20 protein-coding genes and 2 tRNA genes are annotated in these 19,182 nt (G+C 68.0%); 12 read left to right on the forward strand and 10 right to left on the reverse strand.

Annotation, left to right across the window (positions count from 1 at the left end):
* Nucleotides 1-66: 66 nt before the first annotated feature.
* Nucleotides 67-1,299: an MFS transporter gene (locus AB4Z55_RS11235; RefSeq protein ID WP_004023111.1), complete on the reverse strand. Its 1,233-nt coding sequence runs from the start codon at nucleotides 1,297-1,299 to the stop codon at nucleotides 67-69.
* Between the two features lie 149 nt (nucleotides 1,300-1,448).
* On the opposite strand from AB4Z55_RS11235, the gene AB4Z55_RS11240 reads away from it, so the two are divergent.
* The 5 genes from AB4Z55_RS11240 to AB4Z55_RS11260 all read left to right on the forward strand — a co-directional run bounded on the left by AB4Z55_RS11240 (nucleotide 1,449) and on the right by AB4Z55_RS11260 (nucleotide 4,850).
* The gene (locus tag AB4Z55_RS11240) at nucleotides 1,449-2,219 is read left to right on the forward strand and encodes a fumarylacetoacetate hydrolase family protein (protein ID WP_004023110.1); all 771 of its coding nucleotides are present in this window, start codon (nucleotides 1,449-1,451) and stop codon (nucleotides 2,217-2,219) included.
* On the forward strand, nucleotides 2,216-3,040 hold the full coding sequence (locus AB4Z55_RS11245) for an alpha/beta fold hydrolase (protein WP_004023109.1): 825 nt from the start codon (nucleotides 2,216-2,218) through the stop codon (nucleotides 3,038-3,040). Before AB4Z55_RS11240 ends, AB4Z55_RS11245 begins: the two co-directional genes overlap by 4 nt.
* Nucleotides 3,041-3,086: 46 nt before the next feature.
* On the forward strand, nucleotides 3,087-4,565 hold the full coding sequence (gltX, locus tag AB4Z55_RS11250) for a glutamate--tRNA ligase (RefSeq protein ID WP_369519730.1): 1,479 nt from the start codon (nucleotides 3,087-3,089) through the stop codon (nucleotides 4,563-4,565).
* An 86-nt stretch (nucleotides 4,566-4,651) separates the two neighbouring features.
* A tRNA-Gln gene (locus AB4Z55_RS11255) sits at nucleotides 4,652-4,723 on the forward strand.
* A gap of 54 nt (nucleotides 4,724-4,777) precedes the next feature.
* Nucleotides 4,778-4,850: transfer RNA gene (locus tag AB4Z55_RS11260), tRNA-Glu, on the forward strand.
* 120 nt (nucleotides 4,851-4,970) lie between these two features.
* Here AB4Z55_RS11260 and AB4Z55_RS11265 read toward each other — a convergent pair.
* Nucleotides 4,971-5,468: a PPOX class F420-dependent oxidoreductase gene (locus tag AB4Z55_RS11265; RefSeq protein ID WP_004023107.1), complete on the reverse strand. Its 498-nt coding sequence runs from the start codon at nucleotides 5,466-5,468 to the stop codon at nucleotides 4,971-4,973.
* Nucleotides 5,469-5,529: 61 nt separating this feature from the next.
* On the reverse strand, nucleotides 5,530-6,264 hold the full coding sequence (locus AB4Z55_RS11270; RefSeq protein ID WP_004023106.1) for an IclR family transcriptional regulator: 735 nt from the start codon (nucleotides 6,262-6,264) through the stop codon (nucleotides 5,530-5,532).
* Nucleotides 6,265-6,372: 108 nt separating this feature from the next.
* Between AB4Z55_RS11270 and leuC the strand changes: the two genes are divergently transcribed.
* The 3 genes from leuC to AB4Z55_RS11285 all read left to right on the forward strand — a co-directional run bounded on the left by leuC (nucleotide 6,373) and on the right by AB4Z55_RS11285 (nucleotide 9,282).
* The gene (gene leuC, locus AB4Z55_RS11275; RefSeq protein ID WP_064570633.1) at nucleotides 6,373-7,836 is read left to right on the forward strand and encodes a 3-isopropylmalate dehydratase large subunit; all 1,464 of its coding nucleotides are present in this window, start codon (nucleotides 6,373-6,375) and stop codon (nucleotides 7,834-7,836) included.
* Nucleotides 7,837-7,888: 52 nt separating this feature from the next.
* Complete coding sequence (leuD, locus tag AB4Z55_RS11280; protein ID WP_004023104.1) at nucleotides 7,889-8,482, forward strand: 3-isopropylmalate dehydratase small subunit; 594 nt, start codon at nucleotides 7,889-7,891, stop codon at nucleotides 8,480-8,482.
* Between the two features lie 173 nt (nucleotides 8,483-8,655).
* Nucleotides 8,656-9,282 carry an HU family DNA-binding protein gene (locus AB4Z55_RS11285; RefSeq protein ID WP_369519731.1) on the forward strand — a complete coding sequence of 209 codons (627 nt, stop codon included), beginning with the start codon at nucleotides 8,656-8,658 and terminating at the stop codon, nucleotides 9,280-9,282.
* A 106-nt stretch (nucleotides 9,283-9,388) separates the two neighbouring features.
* Here the strand turns inward: AB4Z55_RS11285 and AB4Z55_RS11290 are convergent, their stop codons facing one another.
* The 3 genes from AB4Z55_RS11290 to cofC form a co-directional block, all read right to left on the reverse strand.
* A complete protein-coding gene (locus tag AB4Z55_RS11290) occupies nucleotides 9,389-10,321 on the reverse strand; it encodes an NUDIX domain-containing protein (RefSeq protein WP_369519732.1) in 933 nt (310 codons plus the stop codon).
* A 44-nt stretch (nucleotides 10,322-10,365) separates the two neighbouring features.
* Nucleotides 10,366-12,567 carry an RNA degradosome polyphosphate kinase gene (locus AB4Z55_RS11295; RefSeq protein ID WP_033203969.1) on the reverse strand — a complete coding sequence of 734 codons (2,202 nt, stop codon included), beginning with the start codon at nucleotides 12,565-12,567 and terminating at the stop codon, nucleotides 10,366-10,368.
* Between the two features lie 75 nt (nucleotides 12,568-12,642).
* Entirely contained in the window at nucleotides 12,643-13,398 is a 756-nt protein-coding gene (gene cofC, locus AB4Z55_RS11300; protein ID WP_101819560.1) for a 2-phospho-L-lactate guanylyltransferase, read from the reverse strand.
* Nucleotides 13,399-13,541: 143 nt separating this feature from the next.
* Between cofC and AB4Z55_RS11305 the strand changes: the two genes are divergently transcribed.
* On the forward strand, nucleotides 13,542-14,549 hold the full coding sequence (locus tag AB4Z55_RS11305; RefSeq protein ID WP_101819349.1) for an NAD(P)H-dependent glycerol-3-phosphate dehydrogenase: 1,008 nt from the start codon (nucleotides 13,542-13,544) through the stop codon (nucleotides 14,547-14,549).
* 14 nt (nucleotides 14,550-14,563) lie between these two features.
* On the opposite strand, the gene AB4Z55_RS11310 is transcribed toward AB4Z55_RS11305, so the two are convergent.
* Both AB4Z55_RS11310 and AB4Z55_RS11315 read right to left on the reverse strand, forming a co-directional pair.
* Nucleotides 14,564-15,172 carry a DUF3515 domain-containing protein gene (locus tag AB4Z55_RS11310; protein ID WP_101819350.1) on the reverse strand — a complete coding sequence of 203 codons (609 nt, stop codon included), beginning with the start codon at nucleotides 15,170-15,172 and terminating at the stop codon, nucleotides 14,564-14,566.
* Nucleotides 15,173-15,252: 80 nt separating this feature from the next.
* Nucleotides 15,253-15,498 (reverse strand): Lrp/AsnC ligand binding domain-containing protein, encoded by a 246-nt coding sequence (locus AB4Z55_RS11315; protein WP_101819351.1) that lies wholly within the window; start codon nucleotides 15,496-15,498, stop codon nucleotides 15,253-15,255.
* Nucleotides 15,499-15,637: 139 nt separating this feature from the next.
* Between AB4Z55_RS11315 and AB4Z55_RS11320 the strand changes: the two genes are divergently transcribed.
* From AB4Z55_RS11320 to AB4Z55_RS11330, 3 genes are read left to right on the forward strand one after another with little or no spacing between them, the layout of a single operon-like run.
* On the forward strand, nucleotides 15,638-16,678 hold the full coding sequence (locus AB4Z55_RS11320; RefSeq protein WP_101819352.1) for a thiamine-phosphate kinase: 1,041 nt from the start codon (nucleotides 15,638-15,640) through the stop codon (nucleotides 16,676-16,678).
* Between the two features lie 9 nt (nucleotides 16,679-16,687).
* Nucleotides 16,688-17,209: a gamma carbonic anhydrase family protein gene (locus tag AB4Z55_RS11325; RefSeq protein ID WP_004023095.1), complete on the forward strand. Its 522-nt coding sequence runs from the start codon at nucleotides 16,688-16,690 to the stop codon at nucleotides 17,207-17,209.
* Between the two features lie 26 nt (nucleotides 17,210-17,235).
* Nucleotides 17,236-17,919, forward strand: coding sequence for a uracil-DNA glycosylase (locus AB4Z55_RS11330; RefSeq protein WP_004023094.1), 684 nt, complete (start codon nucleotides 17,236-17,238; stop codon nucleotides 17,917-17,919).
* A gap of 70 nt (nucleotides 17,920-17,989) precedes the next feature.
* Here AB4Z55_RS11330 and AB4Z55_RS11335 read toward each other — a convergent pair whose 3' ends face one another.
* Complete coding sequence (locus tag AB4Z55_RS11335) at nucleotides 17,990-18,826, reverse strand: enoyl-CoA hydratase-related protein (protein ID WP_354562131.1); 837 nt, start codon at nucleotides 18,824-18,826, stop codon at nucleotides 17,990-17,992.
* Between the two features lie 109 nt (nucleotides 18,827-18,935).
* Nucleotides 18,936-19,127, reverse strand: coding sequence for a 50S ribosomal protein L28 (gene rpmB / locus AB4Z55_RS11340; protein WP_004023092.1), 192 nt, complete (start codon nucleotides 19,125-19,127; stop codon nucleotides 18,936-18,938).
* Nucleotides 19,128-19,182 lie beyond the last annotated feature (55 nt).

Below are 19,182 nucleotides of genomic sequence, written 5' to 3' on the forward strand. Positions count from 1 at the left end.
ACACCCGCCATGGACGGACGAGCCCGCCACCGGATCGGTGGCGGGCTCTGTCCGTGAGTGGCGGGTTCACGCGTCCACCAGTTCGTCGGGCTCCCGAGTCCGGTCGCGGGGGACCAGCGGTGTGGCGACGAGCGGTGCGAGGGCGGTCGCGGCGAACGCGAGTGGGAAGCCGACCGCGGCGATCAGTGCTCCGAGAAGCGGTGTGGTCGCCGCGGTCACCAGATACTGTCCGGTGTTCTGCACGGCCAGGCCGCGACCGCTCCATTCCGGGCCGACGTATTCGGCGATGGCGGTGAACGCCAGACCGTTGTCGGCGACCGAGATGATGCTCGCGACCGCCATGAGTGCGGGTGCCAGTGGGCTGTCGAACCAGTCGGCGATCGCGAGCGCGAACATCGCGGCGACACCGGCGACCGCGATCACCCGGACGGGTCGCATCCGCGACATCCACGCATCCGACCATCGTCCGGCGACTATCCGTCCCAGCGCACCCACGACCTGGGTGACCGTGATCAAGATGCCGGCGCCGGCCGGCGACCATCCGTGGGCGACGATCAGCCAGGTGGGCACGAACGTCCACAGCATCGACTGCGGGATGACGAGCAGCATGCTGACGATGTGGATGCGCGCGAGGAAAGAGTTGCCGCGGTAGGGGTTCGCGGGCTGCACAGGATTGTCGACGGCCTCTGTGGTGGGAGCCGTGCGGCGCGGCGGGTCGGTGATGCCGACGATCACCGCGACGAGTCCCGCGGCGGTCACCACGGCGGGGATCGCCAGCGCGGCAGCAGGTCCCGAGCTCGCCGCGACGACCGGCATCGTGAGTGCGCAGACGCCGATGCCCAGCGGTTGAGCCATCTGGCGGATGCCCATCGCGGTCCCGCGCTGATGGGCGGGAAACCAGCCGACGACGATCCGGCCGCTGGCCCCGTTCGCGGCACCGGAACCGAGACCGCCCACCAGCAGCGCGGCGCCCACGACGAGATACGACGCATCGGCCGACGCGGCGACCGCGGCCGCGATCGCTCCACTGAGCGAGATGGACAGCGACAGCAGCAGGATGCGGCGTTCGCCGTAGCGGTCCAACAGGATCCCCCACGGGATCGTCGCGGCCATCAAGCCGATGGTCGGGATCGCGGCGAGCGTCGAGGCCTCGGCCAGCGAGAGTCCGGCGTCGGTGTGCAAAGCAGGGATCAGATAGGCCACACCGCTGACCACGCACGTCGTGGTGAGTGCGGCGAGGAGCGAACAGCCGAGGATGATCCACCTTCTGGCAGTGGTGATGTCGTCGACATCGGTCATGTGTCACTCACCTCGCTGTCTGCTCGGGCGACGGTCGCCACTCATCCATCTCAATATGTGAAATGATATGCCCACATTGTAGAACTACCGCCTCGGTCGGCCAACTCGGCTCCCAACGTCTGGGATCGGCGGTGCGATAGGGTCTGGACATGCGCTTAGGTCGAATTGCGAGTCCTGACGGCGTGGCATTCGTGTCCGTCGAGGGCGACGGTGGCGATGCCGTCATGAAGGAGATCGCCGAGCACCCCTTCGGCACGCCGACGTTCACCGGTCGCTCGTGGAAGGCGGCGGATGTGCGGGTCCTGGCCCCGATCCTGGCCAGCAAGGTGATCTGCATCGGCAAGAACTACGCCGCGCACGCCGCGGAGATGGGTGGCGAAGCGCCCGCCGACCCGGTGATCTTCCTCAAGCCGAACACGTCGATCATCGGTCCCGAGCTGCCCATCGTGCGCCCACCGTCGTCGGAACGTGTGGACTACGAAGGCGAACTCGCGATCGTCATCGGACGGGCGTGCAAGGACGTGAAGGCGGCACAGGCCAAAGACGTGATCCTCGGTTACACGGTCGCCAACGACGTGACCGCCCGCGATCACCAGCAGGCCGACGGGCAGTGGACCCGCGGGAAGGGTTACGACACCTTCTGTCCGCTCGGTCCATGGATCGATACCGCATTCGACCCGTCCGACGTCGAGCTCGTGACGGAACTCGATGGCGAGGTCAAGCAGCGGACCCGCACGTCGCTGATGCTCCACGACGTCGGCGAGATCGTCGAGTGGATCTCGCGCGTCATGACCCTGCTGCCGGGCGACGTGATCCTCACGGGCACCCCGGAAGGCGTGGGCCCCATGGTCGCCGGCCAGCGCGTCTCGGTGACCGTCGAAGGTATCGGTACGCTCTCCAACCCGGTGGTGGACAAGTGACAGCTCCCAGCACGGCTCGAGTCAACGGCATCGACATCTCCTACAGCGTGGCCGGTTCCGGCCCGCTGGTCGTCATGGTGATGGGGACCGGCAGTCCCGGACGGGTGTGGAAGGCCCACCAGGAACCGGCTCTGGTGAAGGCCGGATTCACCGTGGTGACCTTCGACAACCGTGGTGTGGCGCCGTCTTCGGAGTGTGCCGAGGGCTTCACGCTCGATGACATGGTCGCCGACACGGCTGCGCTGATCGAGCATCTCGGACGAGGCCCGGCGATCGTGATCGGCACCTCGCTGGGCGCCCGGATCACCCAGGAGTTGGCGCTGGCGCGGCCGGATGTGGTGAAAGCTGCGGTGATGGTCGCGACGTATGGCCGCAACACCCCACTGCAGGAGGCGATCTCGGCCGGCGAGCGCGCGCTGTACGACAACAAGATCAAGCTGCCGCCGGAGTACGAGGCCGCCATCACCGCCCATCTGAACCTGTCGCCGCACACGCTCGATGACGACCGCACGGCGCGTGACTGGCTCGACATCATCGGGTTCTCACCGCAGACGATCACCCCGGGGGTCCGCGCGCAGCTCGAACTGCACAACAAGGAGTCCGACCGCCTCGCGGCCTATCGCGGAATCGACCGGCCGGCGCTGGTCGTCGGTTTCGCCGACGATCGGACGCTGCCGGCGAAGCTGGCGCGCGAAGTGGCCGAGGCCATTCCGGGCGCGCAGTACGTCGAGATCGAACGGGCCGGGCATTTCGGTTATCTCGAACAGCCGGCCGAGGTGAATCGGGTCCTCGTCGAGTTCTGCGAGCGGCACCGGGCCTGACGGCGGGCGTGTCGGGAGCGCAGCACCGCTTCGATACCCTGAGCCCATGACCAGTACTGAGGGTGTGCGCGTCCGATTCTGTCCGTCTCCGACGGGGACGCCGCACGTGGGGCTCGTGCGAACCGCGCTCTTCAACTTCGCCCAGGCCCGCCACGACGGGGGCACCTTCGTCTTCCGCATCGAGGACACCGATGCCGCGCGCGACAGCGAGGAGTCCTACGCGGCCATCCTCGACGCACTCCGGTGGCTCGGGCTCGACTGGGACGAGGGGCCCGAGGTCGGCGGCCCGTACGGACCCTACCGGCAGTCCGAGCGTCGGGACCTCCATGCCGACGTCGTCGCGCGGTTGCTCGCGGCGGGCGAGGCCTACGAGGCCTTCTCCACCCCCGAGGAGGTCGAGGCCCGTCACCGCGCCGCCGGCCGTGACCCGAAGCTGGGTTACGACAACTTCGACCGTGACCTGACCGCCGAGCAGCGCGCGGCGTATGTGGCCGAAGGGCGCAAACCCGTTGTCCGCCTTCGTATGCCGGACACCGACATCTCGTGGGACGATCTCGTGCGCGGAACCACGACGATCAAGGCGGGTACCGTGCCGGATTTCGCCCTCACGCGCGCCTCGGGCGATCCGCTCTACACCTTGGTCAATCCGGTCGACGACGCCATGATGAAGATCACCCACGTCCTGCGCGGGGAGGACCTCTTCTCCTCCACCCCGCGTCAGCTGGCGCTCTACGACGCGCTGATCCGCATCGGCGTGGCCGACGCGGTCCCGGCCTTCGGCCACCTTCCGTTCGTGATGGGGGAGGGCAACAAGAAGCTCTCCAAGCGCGACCCGCAGTCGAATCTCTTCCATCATCGGGATCGCGGATTCATCCCGGAGGGTCTGCTCAACTACCTCGCGCTGCTCGGCTGGGGCTACAAGAGTGATGTCGATGTCTTCAGCCTGGACGAGATGATCACGGCTTTCGATGTGCGACAGGTCAATTCCAACCCTGCGCGATTCGACCAGAAGAAGGCCGACGCCATCAATGCCGAGCACATCCGCCGGCTGGACCTCGGTGACTTCACCGCTCGGCTCAAGTCGTACCTCGTCGCGCAGGGCAAGCTCACCGAGACCGCCGATGGCGAGACCTTCGCAGCTCTGGCCGAGCTGGTGCAGACGCGTATCCAGGTTCTCGGGGATGCCTGGGATCTCATCTCGTTCGTCTACGTCTCGGACGCCGAGTTCACGATCGACGAGAAGGCCGCGAGCAAGAACCTGGGCGCCGACGCCGTGGCGGTTCTGGACGCCACCATCGCCGCGATCGAGTCGCTGGATTCCTTCACGACGGCTGCGCTGCAGGATGCGCTGAACGCCGCGCTGGTGGACGATCTCGGGCTCAAACCGCGCAAGGCGTTCGGTCCGGTGCGGGTGGCCGTGACCGGCTCCCAGGTCAGTCCTCCGCTGTTCGAGTCGATGGAGATCCTGGGTCGCGACAAGACGCTCGCGCGCCTGTCCTCGGCTCGGGAGATTGCGGCCAAATAAGGCCTCTGAGCTGCACGTTTGTGGACTTCCGGCAACCCTTTGATACTCTCTTTCTCGGCAGTTTTCCGCAAGGAGAACCAAGCCAATGGGGTATGGTGTAATTGGCAACACAGCGGTTTCTGGTACCGCCATTCTAGGTTCGAGTCCTGGTACCCCAGCGGACAGAAAGAGATCGAGACCGTGCTAAGGTCTTGATCGCCGGAAGTTCCCATGGCCCCGTCGTCTAGCGGCCTAGGACGCCGCCCTCTCAAGGCGGTAGCGCGGGTTCGAATCCCGTCGGGGCTACGAGAAACACCCTCTCTCTGCACTGCAGGGGGAGGGTGTTTTTCATTGTGTGGCAGGCCATCTCGTCCGTGTCGCGATGATCACATCGAGACACGGACGGCGGCCGTCATCGGCGTCGGGTCACAGGAATTCGGCGGTGCTTCCGGAGGCCGGCATCTCGGGGATACCGAGCTTGCGGTGGTCCCAGGAACGTGTGCGAGACGGTCTGATCCGCACGGCGACGCGCTTGTTCATCATCTGCTCCACGAACGGCCGCGATTCTTCGGTGTAGGGCGCGGTGTAGCGCTCCCAGACGCTGATGCCCACCTTCAGACATGAGTCCGGGTCGTCGAGGATCTCGGCGACCCCCTCGAAGGTGACGCCCCGGAGGGTGTCGTAGGTGTCGCCGTCCTCGATCATCACCGAACACCGGCTGTTGCGGCGGATGTTGACCGCCTTCTGAGACTTGGATTTCGTCTCGAACCAGATGTCGCCGTCGACGATCCCGTACCACATCGCCACCAGGTGGATGCTCCCGTCGGGTCCGGTGGTGGCGAGGGTCGCGGTCCGGCTGCGCGCGACGAACTCCGCGATCTCGTCCTCGGACATGACGATCTGACTACGTTGATTGACTCCCATGCCCTGACGCTAGCCCACCGGCCGTTGCATCGGAACGGCTCCGGGTGCAACGGCTCTGGGCTCAGGGACGAGCGGCCTGAAGACGTTTGTGGATCGCGTCCGCGGCGGCGAGCAGGTCGGCCGCCCAGCGCGCACCGGGCCGGCGCCCCATCCGGTCGATGGGTCCGGACACCGATATCGCTGCGACGACGTCACCGTTGCCGTCGCGTACCGGAGCCGACACACTCGCCACCCCGGCGGCTCGTTCACCGGCGCTCTGCGCCCACCCGCGGCGGCGGATCTCGTGCAGCGCCCGCTCGCTGAAGACACTGTCCGGCACGAGCGCCCGCTGGGTTGCCGGGTCGGCCCAGGCGAGGAGGACCTTCGCCGCCGACCCCGCGCTCATCGGGAAGCGGGTGCCCACCGGGACGGTGTCCCGCAGGCCGGTCGGTGGTTCCATCGCCGCGACGCAGACGCGTTCGGCGCCTTCGCGGCGATAGACCTGGACCGATTCGCCGGTGATGTCACGAAGCCGGGGGAGGACCATGAGCGCCGACTCGGTGACGGGATCGTGTGCCGAGGAGGCGAGTTCACCGAGGACGGGGCCGGGCTGCCAGCGTCCGGTGACGTCCCTGATGAGGAAGCGGTGGGTCTCGAGCCCGACTGCGAGCCGGTGTGCCGTCGCCCGGGGCAGTCCGGTCCGATCGCAGAGCTCCGACAGATTGCACGGGGCCTCGGCGATCGCGTGCAGCACCGCCACCGACTTGTCGAGCACACCGATTCCGCTGCTGACCGCAGATGCGGTATCCTTTCCCATAGGACGATACTAGCTGTCCAAATAGTGAGATGCACGCTCGAAAGCCAGCCAGTTCGCCACCATCGCGTGCAGAGTCCGAAGAACCCGAGACAGATAACGAGTGCAGCCATGAGCAACAGCCCAGCCCAGCCGCTAACTCTCGCCGAGAAGGTGTGGCGCGACCACGTCGTGGTCCCCGGTGACGTCGACGCGTCCGGCAACACCAATCCCGACCTGATCTACATCGACCTCCACCTCGTGCACGAGGTCACCAGTCCGCAGGCCTTCGAGGGCCTGCGCCTCGCCGGACGTCCGGTTCGGCGACCCGACCTGACGATCGCGACCGAGGATCACAATGTCCCGACGGTCGACATCGACAAGCCCATCGCCGACCCGGTCTCGCGCACCCAGGTCGACACCCTCCGCAGCAACTGCGAAGAGTTCGGCGTCCGCCTGCATCCCATGGGAGATGCCGAGCAGGGCATCGTCCACGTCGTGGGGCCGCAGCTGGGCCTCACCCAGCCCGGCATGACCGTGGTGTGCGGCGACAGTCACACGTCGACGCATGGTGCCTTCGGTGCGATCGCGATGGGAATCGGCACCAGCGAGGTCGAGCACGTCCTCGCCACCCAGACACTGTCGTTGCGCCCGTTCAAGACGATGGCCATCAACGTCGACGGTGAGCTGCCGCCCGGTGTGACGAGCAAGGACCTGATCCTCGCGATCATCGCGAAGATCGGCACCGGCGGTGGCCAGGGCTACGTGTTGGAGTACCGCGGCGAGGCGATCCGCAAGCTGTCCATGGAAGCCCGGATGACGGTGTGCAACATGTCGATCGAGGCGGGGGCCCGGGCCGGGATGATCGCGCCCGACGAGACCACCTACGAGTTCCTCAAGGGTCGTCCGCACGCTCCGGCCGGTGCCGATTGGGATGCCGCTGTTGCCTATTGGGACAGTCTGCGCACCGATCCCGACGCCACCTTCGACGCCGAGGTGCACATCGACGCCACCACGCTGACCCCCTTCGTCACGTGGGGAACCAACCCGGGCCAGGGTGCGCCGCTCGGCGCCGCGGTGCCGGACCCGGCCGACTACGGCGACGAGGTCAAGGCCGGGGCCGCGGCGAAGGCGCTGGAGTACATGGGCCTCGAGCCCGGAACGCCGCTGCGTGACATCAAGGTGGACACGGTCTTCGTGGGCTCGTGCACGAACGGCCGGATCGAGGATCTGCGCGAGGTCGCGGGCATCCTCAAGGGTCGCAAGGTCGCGGACGGCATGCGGATGCTGATCGTCCCCGGCTCGATGCGCGTGCGCGCGCAGGCCGAGGACGAAGGGCTCGGCGAGATCTTCGTCGCGGCGGGCGCCGAGTGGCGGCAGGCCGGATGCTCGATGTGTCTCGGCATGAACCCGGATCAACTCGCCCCGGGTGAGCGATGCGCATCGACGTCGAACCGGAATTTCGAAGGGCGCCAGGGCAAGGGTGGTCGAACCCACCTCGTGTCGCCGGGAGTGGCCGCGGCCACCGCGCTGCGCGGCACCCTGTCGGCGCCCGCCGATCTGGACTCACTGCCGGCGCCCGCCGATCTCGGTTGAGTCACGGTCCGAACCACATCCCAGCCACATCATTCGAACAGGGGCTTTCCTGATGGAACCGTTCACCGAACACACCGGCATCGGCGTCCCGCTGCGGCGCAGCAATGTCGACACCGACCAGATCATCCCGGCCGTCTATCTGAAGCGGGTGACACGCACCGGCTTTGAGGACGGTCTGTTCGCCGGCTGGCGGACCGATCCCGACTTCATCCTCAACAACGAGCCCTGGAGCCGCGGGTCGGTCCTAGTCGCCGGTCCCGACTTCGGCACCGGCTCCTCGCGCGAGCACGCGGTCTGGGCCCTGTCCGATTTCGGTTTCCGCGTGGTGATCTCGTCCCGCTTCGCCGACATCTTCCGCGGCAACTCGGGCAAGGCGGGCCTGGTGGCCGCCCAGGTCGAGCAGTCCGACGTCGAACTGCTCTGGAAGCGGCTCGAGGAGAATCCGGGACTCGAAGTGACCGTGAGCCTTGTCGATAAGACGGTCACCGCCGGAGACCTCGTGGTGCCGTTGGCAATTGATGACTACACCCGGTGGCGCCTGATGGAGGGTCTCGACGACATCGGACTCACGTTGCGCCAGGTAGACGCGATTTCTGCGTTCGAGTCGACGCGTCCGGCATTCAAGCCGCGGACCCTCGCGGACTGATCTCCCGTCGCCGCGGCGGGGTCATCTCGCCGCGGCGGCACCCTCGTGAGCTGCCATACGATTTCGCAACACGGCATCCTAATTGGCGTGGAAGATGGACGTTTTCACATCCGACGTTTACCGTGTGTTGGTAGCTGGCCGAAACTCGGTCAGATCAGCTTGCGGAGGTACTCATGAACAAGGCGGAGCTCATTGATGAGCTGACCAAAAAGCTCGACGCGGATCGCAAGACTGCGACTGAAGCCGTCGAGCTCGTCGTCGACACGATCGTGCGCGCTGTCAACAAGGGCGAGAGCGTGACGATCACCGGCTTCGGCGTATTCGAGAAGCGGAAGCGCGCACCGCGCGTCGCCCGCAACCCGCGCACCGGCGAGACCGTGAAGGTCCGCGCGACATCGGTTCCGGCATTCCGTCCGGGCGCTCAGTTCAAGGCCGTCGTCGCCGGCAAGCAGAAGCTGTCCGCCACCGGCCCGGCTGTGAAGCGCGGCAGCGGAACCACCGCCACGGCTGCCAAGAAGGCTGCCCCGGCAAAGAAGACCGCAGCCAAGAAGGCCACCACCGCGGCCAAGAAGGCCACGGCTGCCAAGAAGGCTCCGGCCAAGACCACCGCGGCCAAGAAGACCACGGCGGCCAAGAAGGCTCCGGCCAAGACCACGGCGGCCAAGAAGACCACGACCGCCGCGAAGAAGGCTCCGGCCAAGAAGGCCGCGCCGGCCAAGAAGGCCACGGCCGCGAAGAAGGCTCCGGCCAAGAAGACCGCCGCAAAGAAGACCGGGGCAAAGAAGACCACTCGTCGCTGAACCGCGGAAACCGCGGTCGACAACCACAGTTCAGCCCCCGGCGTACTTCCCCCGCCGGGGGCTGAACTGTGTTCGGGCCATGGGTCTACGACGGTGTTGTCCGGCGTCAGGCTGTGGGGAGTGGGCCGGCGATGTGATCGGCCGCCACCAACCTGCCGTCGTGGAGCGACAGAACCCACACGCTTCCCTTGCGATTGGACGCCTTGGGAAGCGCGATCGCGTCCCGGGCGGCCCACCAGTCCATGAGGGGCGGGATCACCTTCCCCTGACTGCAGACCGCCGGCGTCGACGTCGCGTCGGTCGCGAGCTGGAGTATCCGACGTTGCGCCGCCACCGGATTCGTTCGGTACGTCTCCTCCGACAGATCCGGCTCGCTGTGCAACTCGACGCCGAGTCGCTCGCGTAGCGGTTCCAGGGTCTGCTCGCAACGCACGCGATCAGCCGAGTGAACTCGCCTCGCCCCGAACGCCACCAGCAGCGGGGCCAGGGCGTCTGCCTGCGCGCGGCCCAGCTTGTCCAACGGCCGCAGCCGGTCGTCGCCCTTGTACGTCGAGCGCCGGCCGGCCTTGGCGTGCCGGACCAGGAGGAACGTGTGCAGGTCCGCGGGGAGTCGTACGAACTCTTCCAGGATCGCCCGGTCGAGCGGGTAACTCAGCGTCTCCCGGGCCTTGTCGACCGAGAGCCAACGCAGTTCGTCGACCTCGCTGCCGGCGACGAACTCCCCGTCGTGCGCCCGCGCCGACCAGTAGCGCACATGCTTGCGCGTACTGCCCAAGTCGTAGTGGACGTCGTCGAGGTGCCGGCCGAGGATGACGTGTTGTCCGGTCTCCTCGGCGATCTCGCGCACCGCGGTGTCGATGAGCGTCTCACCCGACTCGACTTTTCCCTTGGGCAGCGTCCAGTCGTCGTACTTCGGGCGGTGGACGACCGCGATCTCGAGATCGCCGTTCCCGACAGCGTCGGCCCCGGCGGAACCGGAGCCCTTCGGCCGCCAGACCACGCCGCCCGCGGCCCACACCTCATTCGTCTTCTTCGCCATATCGGTGGTGATGGTAGGGGTCGAAGGTTACGGGCCGGTGCCGGTCACGAACTAGTCTCCGGCCGACGTCGATTGCGCCGCATCATCTGTCGCTGGTGGTCGCGGACCTCCTCGCCTTCGGCGGGTGACGCGACCCAACTGCCATCGGGATGCAGGACCCAGCAGCGGGTCCGCGGGTCGAGCGCCGAGGCGAAGATGTCGCCGAGCTCGCCGGCCAGTCGCTCGTCACGAACGTTCACCATGACCTCGACGCGGCGGTCCAGATTGCGGTGCATCATGTCCGCGCTGCCGAACCAGTACTGGTTCTGCGCACCGAAGTACAGAATCCGCGAGTGCTCGAGGAACTGGCCCAGGATGGAACGCACGTGGATGTTGTCGCTGTACCCCTCGACCCCGGGCCGCAGGGCGCTGATACCGCGGACGACGACATCGACGGGCACCCCGCTCTGGGAGGCCCGATAGAGCGCATCGATCACCTGCTCGTCGACGAGCGCATTCGCCTTGAGCTGGATCCGTGCGCGTGTGTCACCCTCCCGGAAGAGCTCGATCTCACGCTGGATCCGTTTGATGATTCCGGCCCGGATACCGTGCGGCGCAACGAGAATGTTGCGGTACTCCTGTTTGCGTGAGTAACCGGTCAAGGTGTTGAACAGGTCGGTGAGGTCGGCGCCGATGTCGGGTGCGGCGGTCAGCAGGCCCACGTCCTCGTAGAGTCGCGCCGTCTTCGGGTTGTAGTTTCCGGTGCCGATGTGGCAGTACCGCTTGATCGTCGAGCCCTCACGCCGCACCACCAGACAGGTCTTGCAGTGGGTCTTGAGTCCCACGAGGCCGTAGACGACGTGGACGCCGGCCTGCTCGAGCTTGCGGGCCCACTTGATGTTCGCCTGCTCGTCGAACCGTGCCTTGATCTCGACGAGCGCGACGACCTGTTTGCCGGCCTCGGCTGCGTCGATGAGCGCGTTCACGATCGGGGAGTCGCCGGAGGTCCGGTACAGCGTCTGCTTGATGGCGAGGACCTGGGGGTCGGCCGCGGCCTGCTCGATGAACCGCTGCACGCTGGTGGAGAACGAGTCGTATGGATGGTGGACGAGCACGTCTCCGTCGCGCAACGTCGAGAAGACGCTCTTGGGCGTCTCCCGCTCTCCGAACGCGGGATGAGTGGCGGGGACGAACGGGCGGTCCTTGAGGTGCGGGCGGTCGAGTGCGTAGATCTCGAAAAGCGAAGACAGATCGAGGAGTCCGGGCACCTGGATGACGTCGGCGGGATCGACCTCGAGTTCGCGCAGCAACAACTCGAGCATGTGCTCGCTCATGTCGTCGGCGACCTCGAGTCGCACCGGGGAACCGAACCGGCGCCGCGCGAGCTCGCGCTCCAACGCCTGCAGCAGGTCCTCGTCCCGGTCCTCCTCGACTTCGAAGTCGGCGTTGCGGGTGATCCGGAAAACATGGTGCTCAACGATTTCCATGCCCGGGAACAGGTTGCCGAGGTTGGCCGCGATCAGGCTCTCCATCGGCAGGTACACCGCGCGTTTGGCGGCCTTGTCGTCCGCGGGGCCCCGGTACGGCGACAACCGGTCGACCCGGATGAAGCGGTTCACGTTGTCCGGTACCTTGACCCGCGCGAAATGCTCGCCACTCTCGTTGACGTCGCGGACGGTTACGGCGAGGTTCAGCGACAGCCCGCTGATGTACGGGAACGGGTGAGCGGGGTCGACGGCCAGAGGCGTCAGGACGGGGAACACCTCGTCCTGGAAGTAGTCCGTCATCCGCGCCTGCTGCTCGGCGGTCAGGTCGGACCAGGACACCACGTAGATGTCGTTGTCGGCCAACGCCGGTCGGACCGAATCCAGGAACACCCGGGCGTGGCGGTCGGCGATGGTCTGGGCGCGGCCGGCGATCCGCATGAGTTGCTCTCGCGGCGAGAGCCCGTCCGCGGACCGGACGGACAGGCCGGTCTCGTCACGCCGCTTGAGCCCGGCCACCCGAACCATGAAGAACTCGTCGAGGTTGGAGGCGAAGATCGCGAGGAACTTCGCGCGATCCAGAAGCGGCAGCGAGGTGTCCTCGGCCAGCGCGAGCACACGGGAATTGAAGTCCAGCCAGCTCAATTCCCGGTTGAGGTAGCGGTCTTCGGGCAGATCGGCGGATTCGTCGGGCACCAGGGTGGCGGCCGGCGGGGCATGGGGGATCGGTGTGGTCGTGACCGTGGGGGTCTGCGGTGGTGCGTCGTCGTCGGCTGGGCTCACCCCCCAATGATGACCCATCGACGTGTTCGCCGTACACGCCCGCCGGATAGACGGTGATCGGTGTTGTGTGTCGGGTCAGAGGTGACGCAGCGCAGCGGTGGTGTGCGGGCCCAGACCGAGCTCGCGGGCGACGGCGAGGTCCGTCGCGGTGTCGACGTCGGTGCGCAGGTCGGGCCAGTTCACACCCGCGGGATCGAGTTCGACGGCGCCGGCCGAACGATGGGCCGCGGCCGAGCCGGGGCCGAAGCGGGGCGCCGTGGCGTCGACGACGGTTCCGTGTAGGAGGACGGTGCCGGTGCCGTCGCGGTCGGTGAGGAAGCTGGAACGATGCTGCTGCGCCGCGCGCAGCACGGCGGTGAGCGACGTGCTCGTCGCGGCGGGCAGGTCCGCTTGGACGTACATCAGTCCCGTCGAGTCGGGCCAGGCCTCACCGGCCCACCGCGCGCCGTCGACGAACGCGGCATTGAGCCCGGCGTCGGACGGGGGAGGTCCCTGTGTCGGATTCCCGTGCGGTGACTCCCGGAGGCCGCGCATGCCCGAGCGTCGGGCCGCGGCGAGGACCTCGTCGTCGGGGCTGACGACGACGATGCGGGAGATCCCCGCACCGCGGAGAGCCTCGACGGTGTCGAGGAACATCGCGAGGACGAGCGAACCTCGGGTGACCGGGTCATCGCCCTCGAACGCGGTGGAGAGAGTCGCGGCCAACCGCGACTTCGCGCGATGCAGACTCTTCACCGCCAGCACGGCCGCGACCGACGTCGCGACGGGCTCGGTGCCCCCCGCGTCGACGATCGTCGAGTCGGCGTCCGCGCCGACAGTGCTGTGTTCCATGCCGACCATCATGATGCACCGGCCGGTGGTCGGTGACATTCCGGGTCGGTCATGCCCGCGAGGGCATTAGGGTGAGCAGGGTCGGACGGCCAGAAGGCCGCCGGTCTGAATGCGGAATTGGGCTTGCCCGGTGGGAGGTTGCGGTGCGCGCGGCGGTGATGGGAGCGGGTTCCTGGGGAACCTCGGTGGCGAAGGTCCTCGTGGATGCCGGGACGGACACCGTGATCTGGGCTCGACGCCCCGAACTCGCGGAGGCGATCAACAGCGAGCACGTCAACGCCGACTACCTCCCGGGCATCACGCTGCCGGGTGCGCTGACGGCGACGAGTTCGGCGGTCGACGCCCTCATGGGTGCCGACATCGTCGTGTGCGGTGTGCCGTCGCAGTCGTTGCGTCCCAATCTCACGCAGTGGACCCCCTACATCGGTTCGGATGCGTCCCTGGTGTCGCTCGCCAAGGGCATCGAGTCCAACACGCTGCTGCGGATGAGCGAGGTCATCGCCGAGGTGACCGGCGTCGACGACGACCGGATCGCGGTGCTGACGGGTCCGAACCTGGCCCGCGAGATCGCGGAGGGCCAGCCCGCGGCGACGGTCATCGCCTGTGCCGACGAGGCGCGTGCGGTGACCCTGCAGAGCGCGTTCAGCACGCGGTACTTCCGGCCGTACACCAACACCGACGTCGTCGGATGCGAGATCGGCGGCTCGGCCAAGAACGTCATCGCGCTGGCCTGTGGGATGGCGAGCGGGATCGGATTCGGTCAGAACACCCTGGCGACGATCATCACCCGGGGGCTCGCGGAGACGATCCGGCTGGGCGTCGCGGTGGGCGCGCAGATCGAGACGCTGGCCGGGCTGGCCGGGATCGGCGACCTCGTCGCCACGTGTTCCTCGCCGTTGTCGCGCAACCGCACGTTCGGTGCCCGGCTCGGTGAAGGGGCCACCATGGCGCAGGCTCAGGAGGCCACCAACGGGCAGGTCGCCGAAGGAGTCAAGTCGTGCTCCTCGGTGCGCGCGCTGGCCGAACGGCATCAGGTGCCGATGCCGCTCACGAACGCGGTCCACCAGGTGTGCCACGACGGCATGTCGGTGGCCGACGCCGTCAACTCGCTGCTGGGCCGCAGCCCCAAGCCGGAGATCTATCGGGACTGATCCCGCGCGCCGGATCAGCCGAAGTCGAGCGGTCCCCGTTCGAGGGTGCGGTCGATCACGCCCGAGATGTCGGTGATGGGGCCGTTGCCTGCGTTCGCCGGGATCCACATCGCGACGTAGGGCCGGTGGTCGACGCACACGTAGGCCTGCCCCGACCCGGCGACCGTGTCGGTGATGAACCACTGGACGCCGGCCTGATCGGCGGCGTGGATCTCCTGCAGGTTGCTCGTGGGAGACAGTTCCGCCGGTCGGGTCACCCCACAGCGCAAGGTCATGTCGTCGCCGGAGTCCGTCGCAGGCCACGTCGCGCGATCTCCGGAGACCTCTTTCGTGCCGAACCCCTCGAAGGTGTCCGGGGCTTCGTCGAGGAGACGGGTGCACTCCGCCGAGACCGGCCCGGCGGCGTCGTAGGACTCGATCGGGGTCACCGGGTCGGGTCGCAACGCGGCGAACACGATGAATCCGGCGATCACCATCACGGGGATGGCCACCAGCGTCGCGACGAGTGCCGGGCTGAGCCGGCCGCCACCGCCGTACCGCGGGGTGTCCTCGGCAGTGGGGTCGTCGCCGGGATCGTCGCCGACGGGGCTCTGCGGGGTGTCATCCGAACCTGCTGACGTCACCCCACAACAGTAAGAGAGCCCCCCGGTCGGCCCCGCGCGTGGGGACCTGTCGCGGACGCCGATGGCCGGCGGGCCACCGGTCAGCGCGTCTTCGTGACCACCGGGCAGGTCAGGGTGCGGGTGATGCCGTCGACCTTCTGGATCTGCGGAACGACGTTCTCGGTCAGGTGCGTGGCATCGGCCGCATCGACCCGGACGATCACGTCATACGGCCCACTGACCTCTTCCGACGAGGCGACACCGGCGATCTCGGCGATCGTCGCCGCCGCGAGTGCGGCCCTGCCGACCTCGGTCTGGATCAGTATGTATGCCTGGACCACGGGCATCCTCTCCGTCGGGCAGTGTTCGACTCCGGGCAGTCCGGGTCTGCTGCGAACCGGCCGCGCCCGGCGGCCCAATACACTGTGGCACACATTGTCACCGACAACCCCGTGCGTGCGCGACCGGAAGAGGAAAGGCCCACGAGTGACCTTCGAGGAGACCGGTCGCCCCCACCGCCCGATCGACCGGACCGACACGGTCGGTGCGATCGGTGAGCGCGCGGTGATCGCCGCGCTGACCGCGTCCGCGACAACCGGCGAGCCGGCCGACGACATCGTGATCGGATCGGGTGACGACGCAGCCGTTCTCGACATCGGCGGGTCGGCGGTGATCAGCACCGACACCGTCGTCGAGGGCCGCCATTTTCGGTTCGACTGGTCGACGCCCGACCAGGTCGGTGCCCGCGCGGTGGTGCAGAGTTCGGCCGATGTCGCCGCGATGGGCGGGCGCACAACGGGTCTCGTCGTATCCATCGCGTGTCCGGCGGAGACGCCGGTCGGCGTGGTCCTCGACCTCAACGACGGGGTGGTGCACGCTGCGCACGAACTGGGTGCGCGGGTGCTGGGCGGCGATCTCGTCGCGGCCGAACAGGTGGTGGTGAGTGTCACCGCCGTTGGTGCCCTGGAGGGTCGTCGTCCGGTGTCACTCGGTGGCGCTCGAACGGGTGACGTCCTCGCGGTGAGTGGTCCGCTCGGGGCCAGTGCGGCGGGGCTCGCGGTGTTGTCCGATCCGCGTGCGGCCGAGAGCGATTGGCCGGAACTCGTTGCGCTGCATCGCGTGCCGGCTCCCGACCTCGGCCAGGGGCCGGTCGCCGCGGCTGCGGGCGCGCACGCCATGACCGACATCTCCGACGGTCTCGTCGAAGAACTGCTCACGATGTCGAGGGCCGCGGGGCTCGCGATGACCGTGGAGTCCGGTGCCGTGCCGCGACGCCCCGATCTGGTCGATGCGGCCGGTGCGCTCGGGGTGGACGTCGCGCGGTGGCTCCTCGCCGGGGGCGAGGACCATCATCTTCTCGCCTCGTTCGAGGCGGCGGCGGTGCCCCCGGGCTGGACCGTCATCGGCTCGGTCGGTCCGGCGTCGTCATCGGCTCCCGAGGTCTGGGTCGACGACCGGCGCGTCGGCGGGCCCGACGGACCGGACCTGCACGGGTGGCAGTCCTTCGCCGATCCGACACCCCACTAGAGTCGCCTCATGGCGATCTACGCACTCGACGATCGAGAACCGGTCCTGGGACAGGACACCTACGTGCACCCGGATGCGGTCGTGATCGGTGCGGTCACCCTGGGCGATGGCGTGTCGGTGTGGCCGGGCGCGGTCCTGCGGGGTGACTACGGGACCATCACCGTGGGCGCGCGCAGCAACATCCAGGACGGCACCGTCATCCACTGCACGGTCCTCGAACCGACGGTGATCGGCGAGCGATGCGTCGTCGGTCACAACGCGCACATCGAGGGTGCGACGATCGGCGACGATTGCCTCATCGCCTCGGGATCGGTGGTCCTGAACGGGTCGACCGTCGGTGACGGCGCGATCGTGGGCGCCGGCGCGGTGGTGCCGTTCAAGTTCGACGTGCCGCCGCGACGGATGGCGCTCGGTGTGCCGGCACGGCTCCGTGACGGCTACGAGGTTCCCGAGGGGCACACCGACCTGAACTGTGAGATGTACTTCCAGAACGCGCAGCATTACCGCACCGCGCTCAAACGACTGGACTGACGACCGCGCACGACGGAGGCAATCGAGTGACCGCACCACCCAAACCGCTCGCCGAACTGATCGACCCGGGCTGGGCGCAGGCGTTGGCCCCGGTGGAGCCCATCATCACCGAGATGGGCCGGTTCCTGCGTACGGAGATCGCCGAGGGACGCCGCTATCTTCCTGCGGGACAACATGTCCTGCGGGCGTTCACCCGTCCGCTCGAGGACGTACGCGTCCTCATCGTCGGGCAGGATCCGTATCCGACGCCCGGACACGCAGTCGGGCTGAGCTTTTCGGTGGCTCCCGACGTGCGTCCGATCCCGCGCTCGCTGACGAACATCTACACCGAGTACTGCGCGGATCTGGGCTATCCGACACCGACCACCGGTGATCTCACGCCCTGGGCGGACAACGGCGTGCTCCTGCTCAACCGTGTGCTCACGGTGGCCCCGGGGGAGCCTGCCTCGCACCGCGGCAAGGGCTGGGAGGAGGTGACCGAGTGCGCCATCAAGGCACTCGCGGCTCGCGACGAACCACTCGTCGCGATCCTGTGGGGCCGGGACGCCGCGGGTCTGGAGAAGTGGCTTCCCGACGTACCGACCATCATGTCGGCGCACCCCTCGCCGCTGTCCGCCTCGCGCGGGTTCTTCGGTTCACGACCCTTCAGCCGGGCCAACGAGGAATTGCTCGATCTCGGTGCCGAGCCGGTGGAGTGGCGCCTGCCCTGACCCTTCGAGGCTCGCTGCGCTCGCACCTCAGGGAGCGGGGCGAGTCTCGCACTCGAGGACGACGACCGCTTCAGCGTCCCTTGCCGAAATCAGGTGCGCGCTTGCCGACGAAGGCGTCGACACCTTCGATGCCCTCGGGCAGCCCCGACCGTTCGGAGATCGAGCGGGCTTCGAGGGCAAGGTGCTCGACCAGCGTGGTGTCCGCGGAGACGGCGAGCAGATGCCTCGTGGCGGCGTCGGCGCCACGAGGGCCGGACGCGATGGTCTCGGCTGCCGTCCGCGCGGCCGTCTCGACCTCGTCGTCGGCGACGATCTCCGACAGCAGCCCCCACTGCAGGGCCTCCTCCGCGGTGATGACGCGGTCGGTCAGGATGATCTGTCGGGCGCGAGCGGCGCCGACCGCGCGCGGGAGTGTCCAGGTGAGTCCACCGTCGGGCGTCAGACCGATGCCGCGGTAGGCGGGCCGGAGTCTCGTGGACGGGCCGCCGATGGCCACGTCGGCGTGCAGGACCAGCGACATGCCTGCACCCGCTGCCCAACCCTTGGCGGCGACGACGACGGGGCGGTCGGCCTCGTGGAGTGCGCCGACGAGCTGATGGAAGTTGTCCGCGATCTCGCGGAGATAGGTCGGGCGGTCGTCCGCGCCGGCGAAGGCCCGGACGTTCCCGCCTGCGCAGAAGTTCTTGCCCAGCCCGACGAGCAGAACGGCTCCGACGTCCCGACGGCCGCGCGCGACCTCGCGGAGAGCCTGCGTGCCGGCGGCGAGTGCGGCGTCGTCGAGTGAGTTGCCCGCACCCGCGGTCGAGACCGCGACGGTGAGGACGCCGTTGTTCTCGGTCACCAGGGCATCGGAGTTCTCCCCGGCGGCGGAGTCTTCGGCGGGGGTGGCGGGGTTCGGTGAGGCCATGCGCGAAACCCTATCGCGCACACGCCAAAGACCCGACGCCGGGGAGCTTGCGCTCGTGGCATCGGGTCTCGTGCTCTCGGACACCTCACCCGCGGACGGGTGCGGAAGATCAGACAGCTGCGGTCTTGCCGGCCTTCAGGCAGGAGGTGCAGACGTTCTTGCGCTTGCGGTTGCCGGGGGCGACCTCCACGCGAACGGACTGGATGTTCGGGTTCCAGCGTCGGTTGGTACGGCGGTGCGAGTGAGAAACCGACTTGCCGAAGCCCGGGCCCTTGCCGCAAATATCGCAGACGGCAGCCATCGTCGAACTCCCTTGGTAGATGATCATGGTCTGGTGGTCAGCCTCTCGAACCGAT

Origin of the sequence: Gordonia sp. ABKF26, from assembly GCF_041103195.1 — a bacterium.
GTDB classification, from domain to species: domain Bacteria; phylum Actinomycetota; class Actinomycetes; order Mycobacteriales; family Mycobacteriaceae; genus Gordonia; species Gordonia terrae.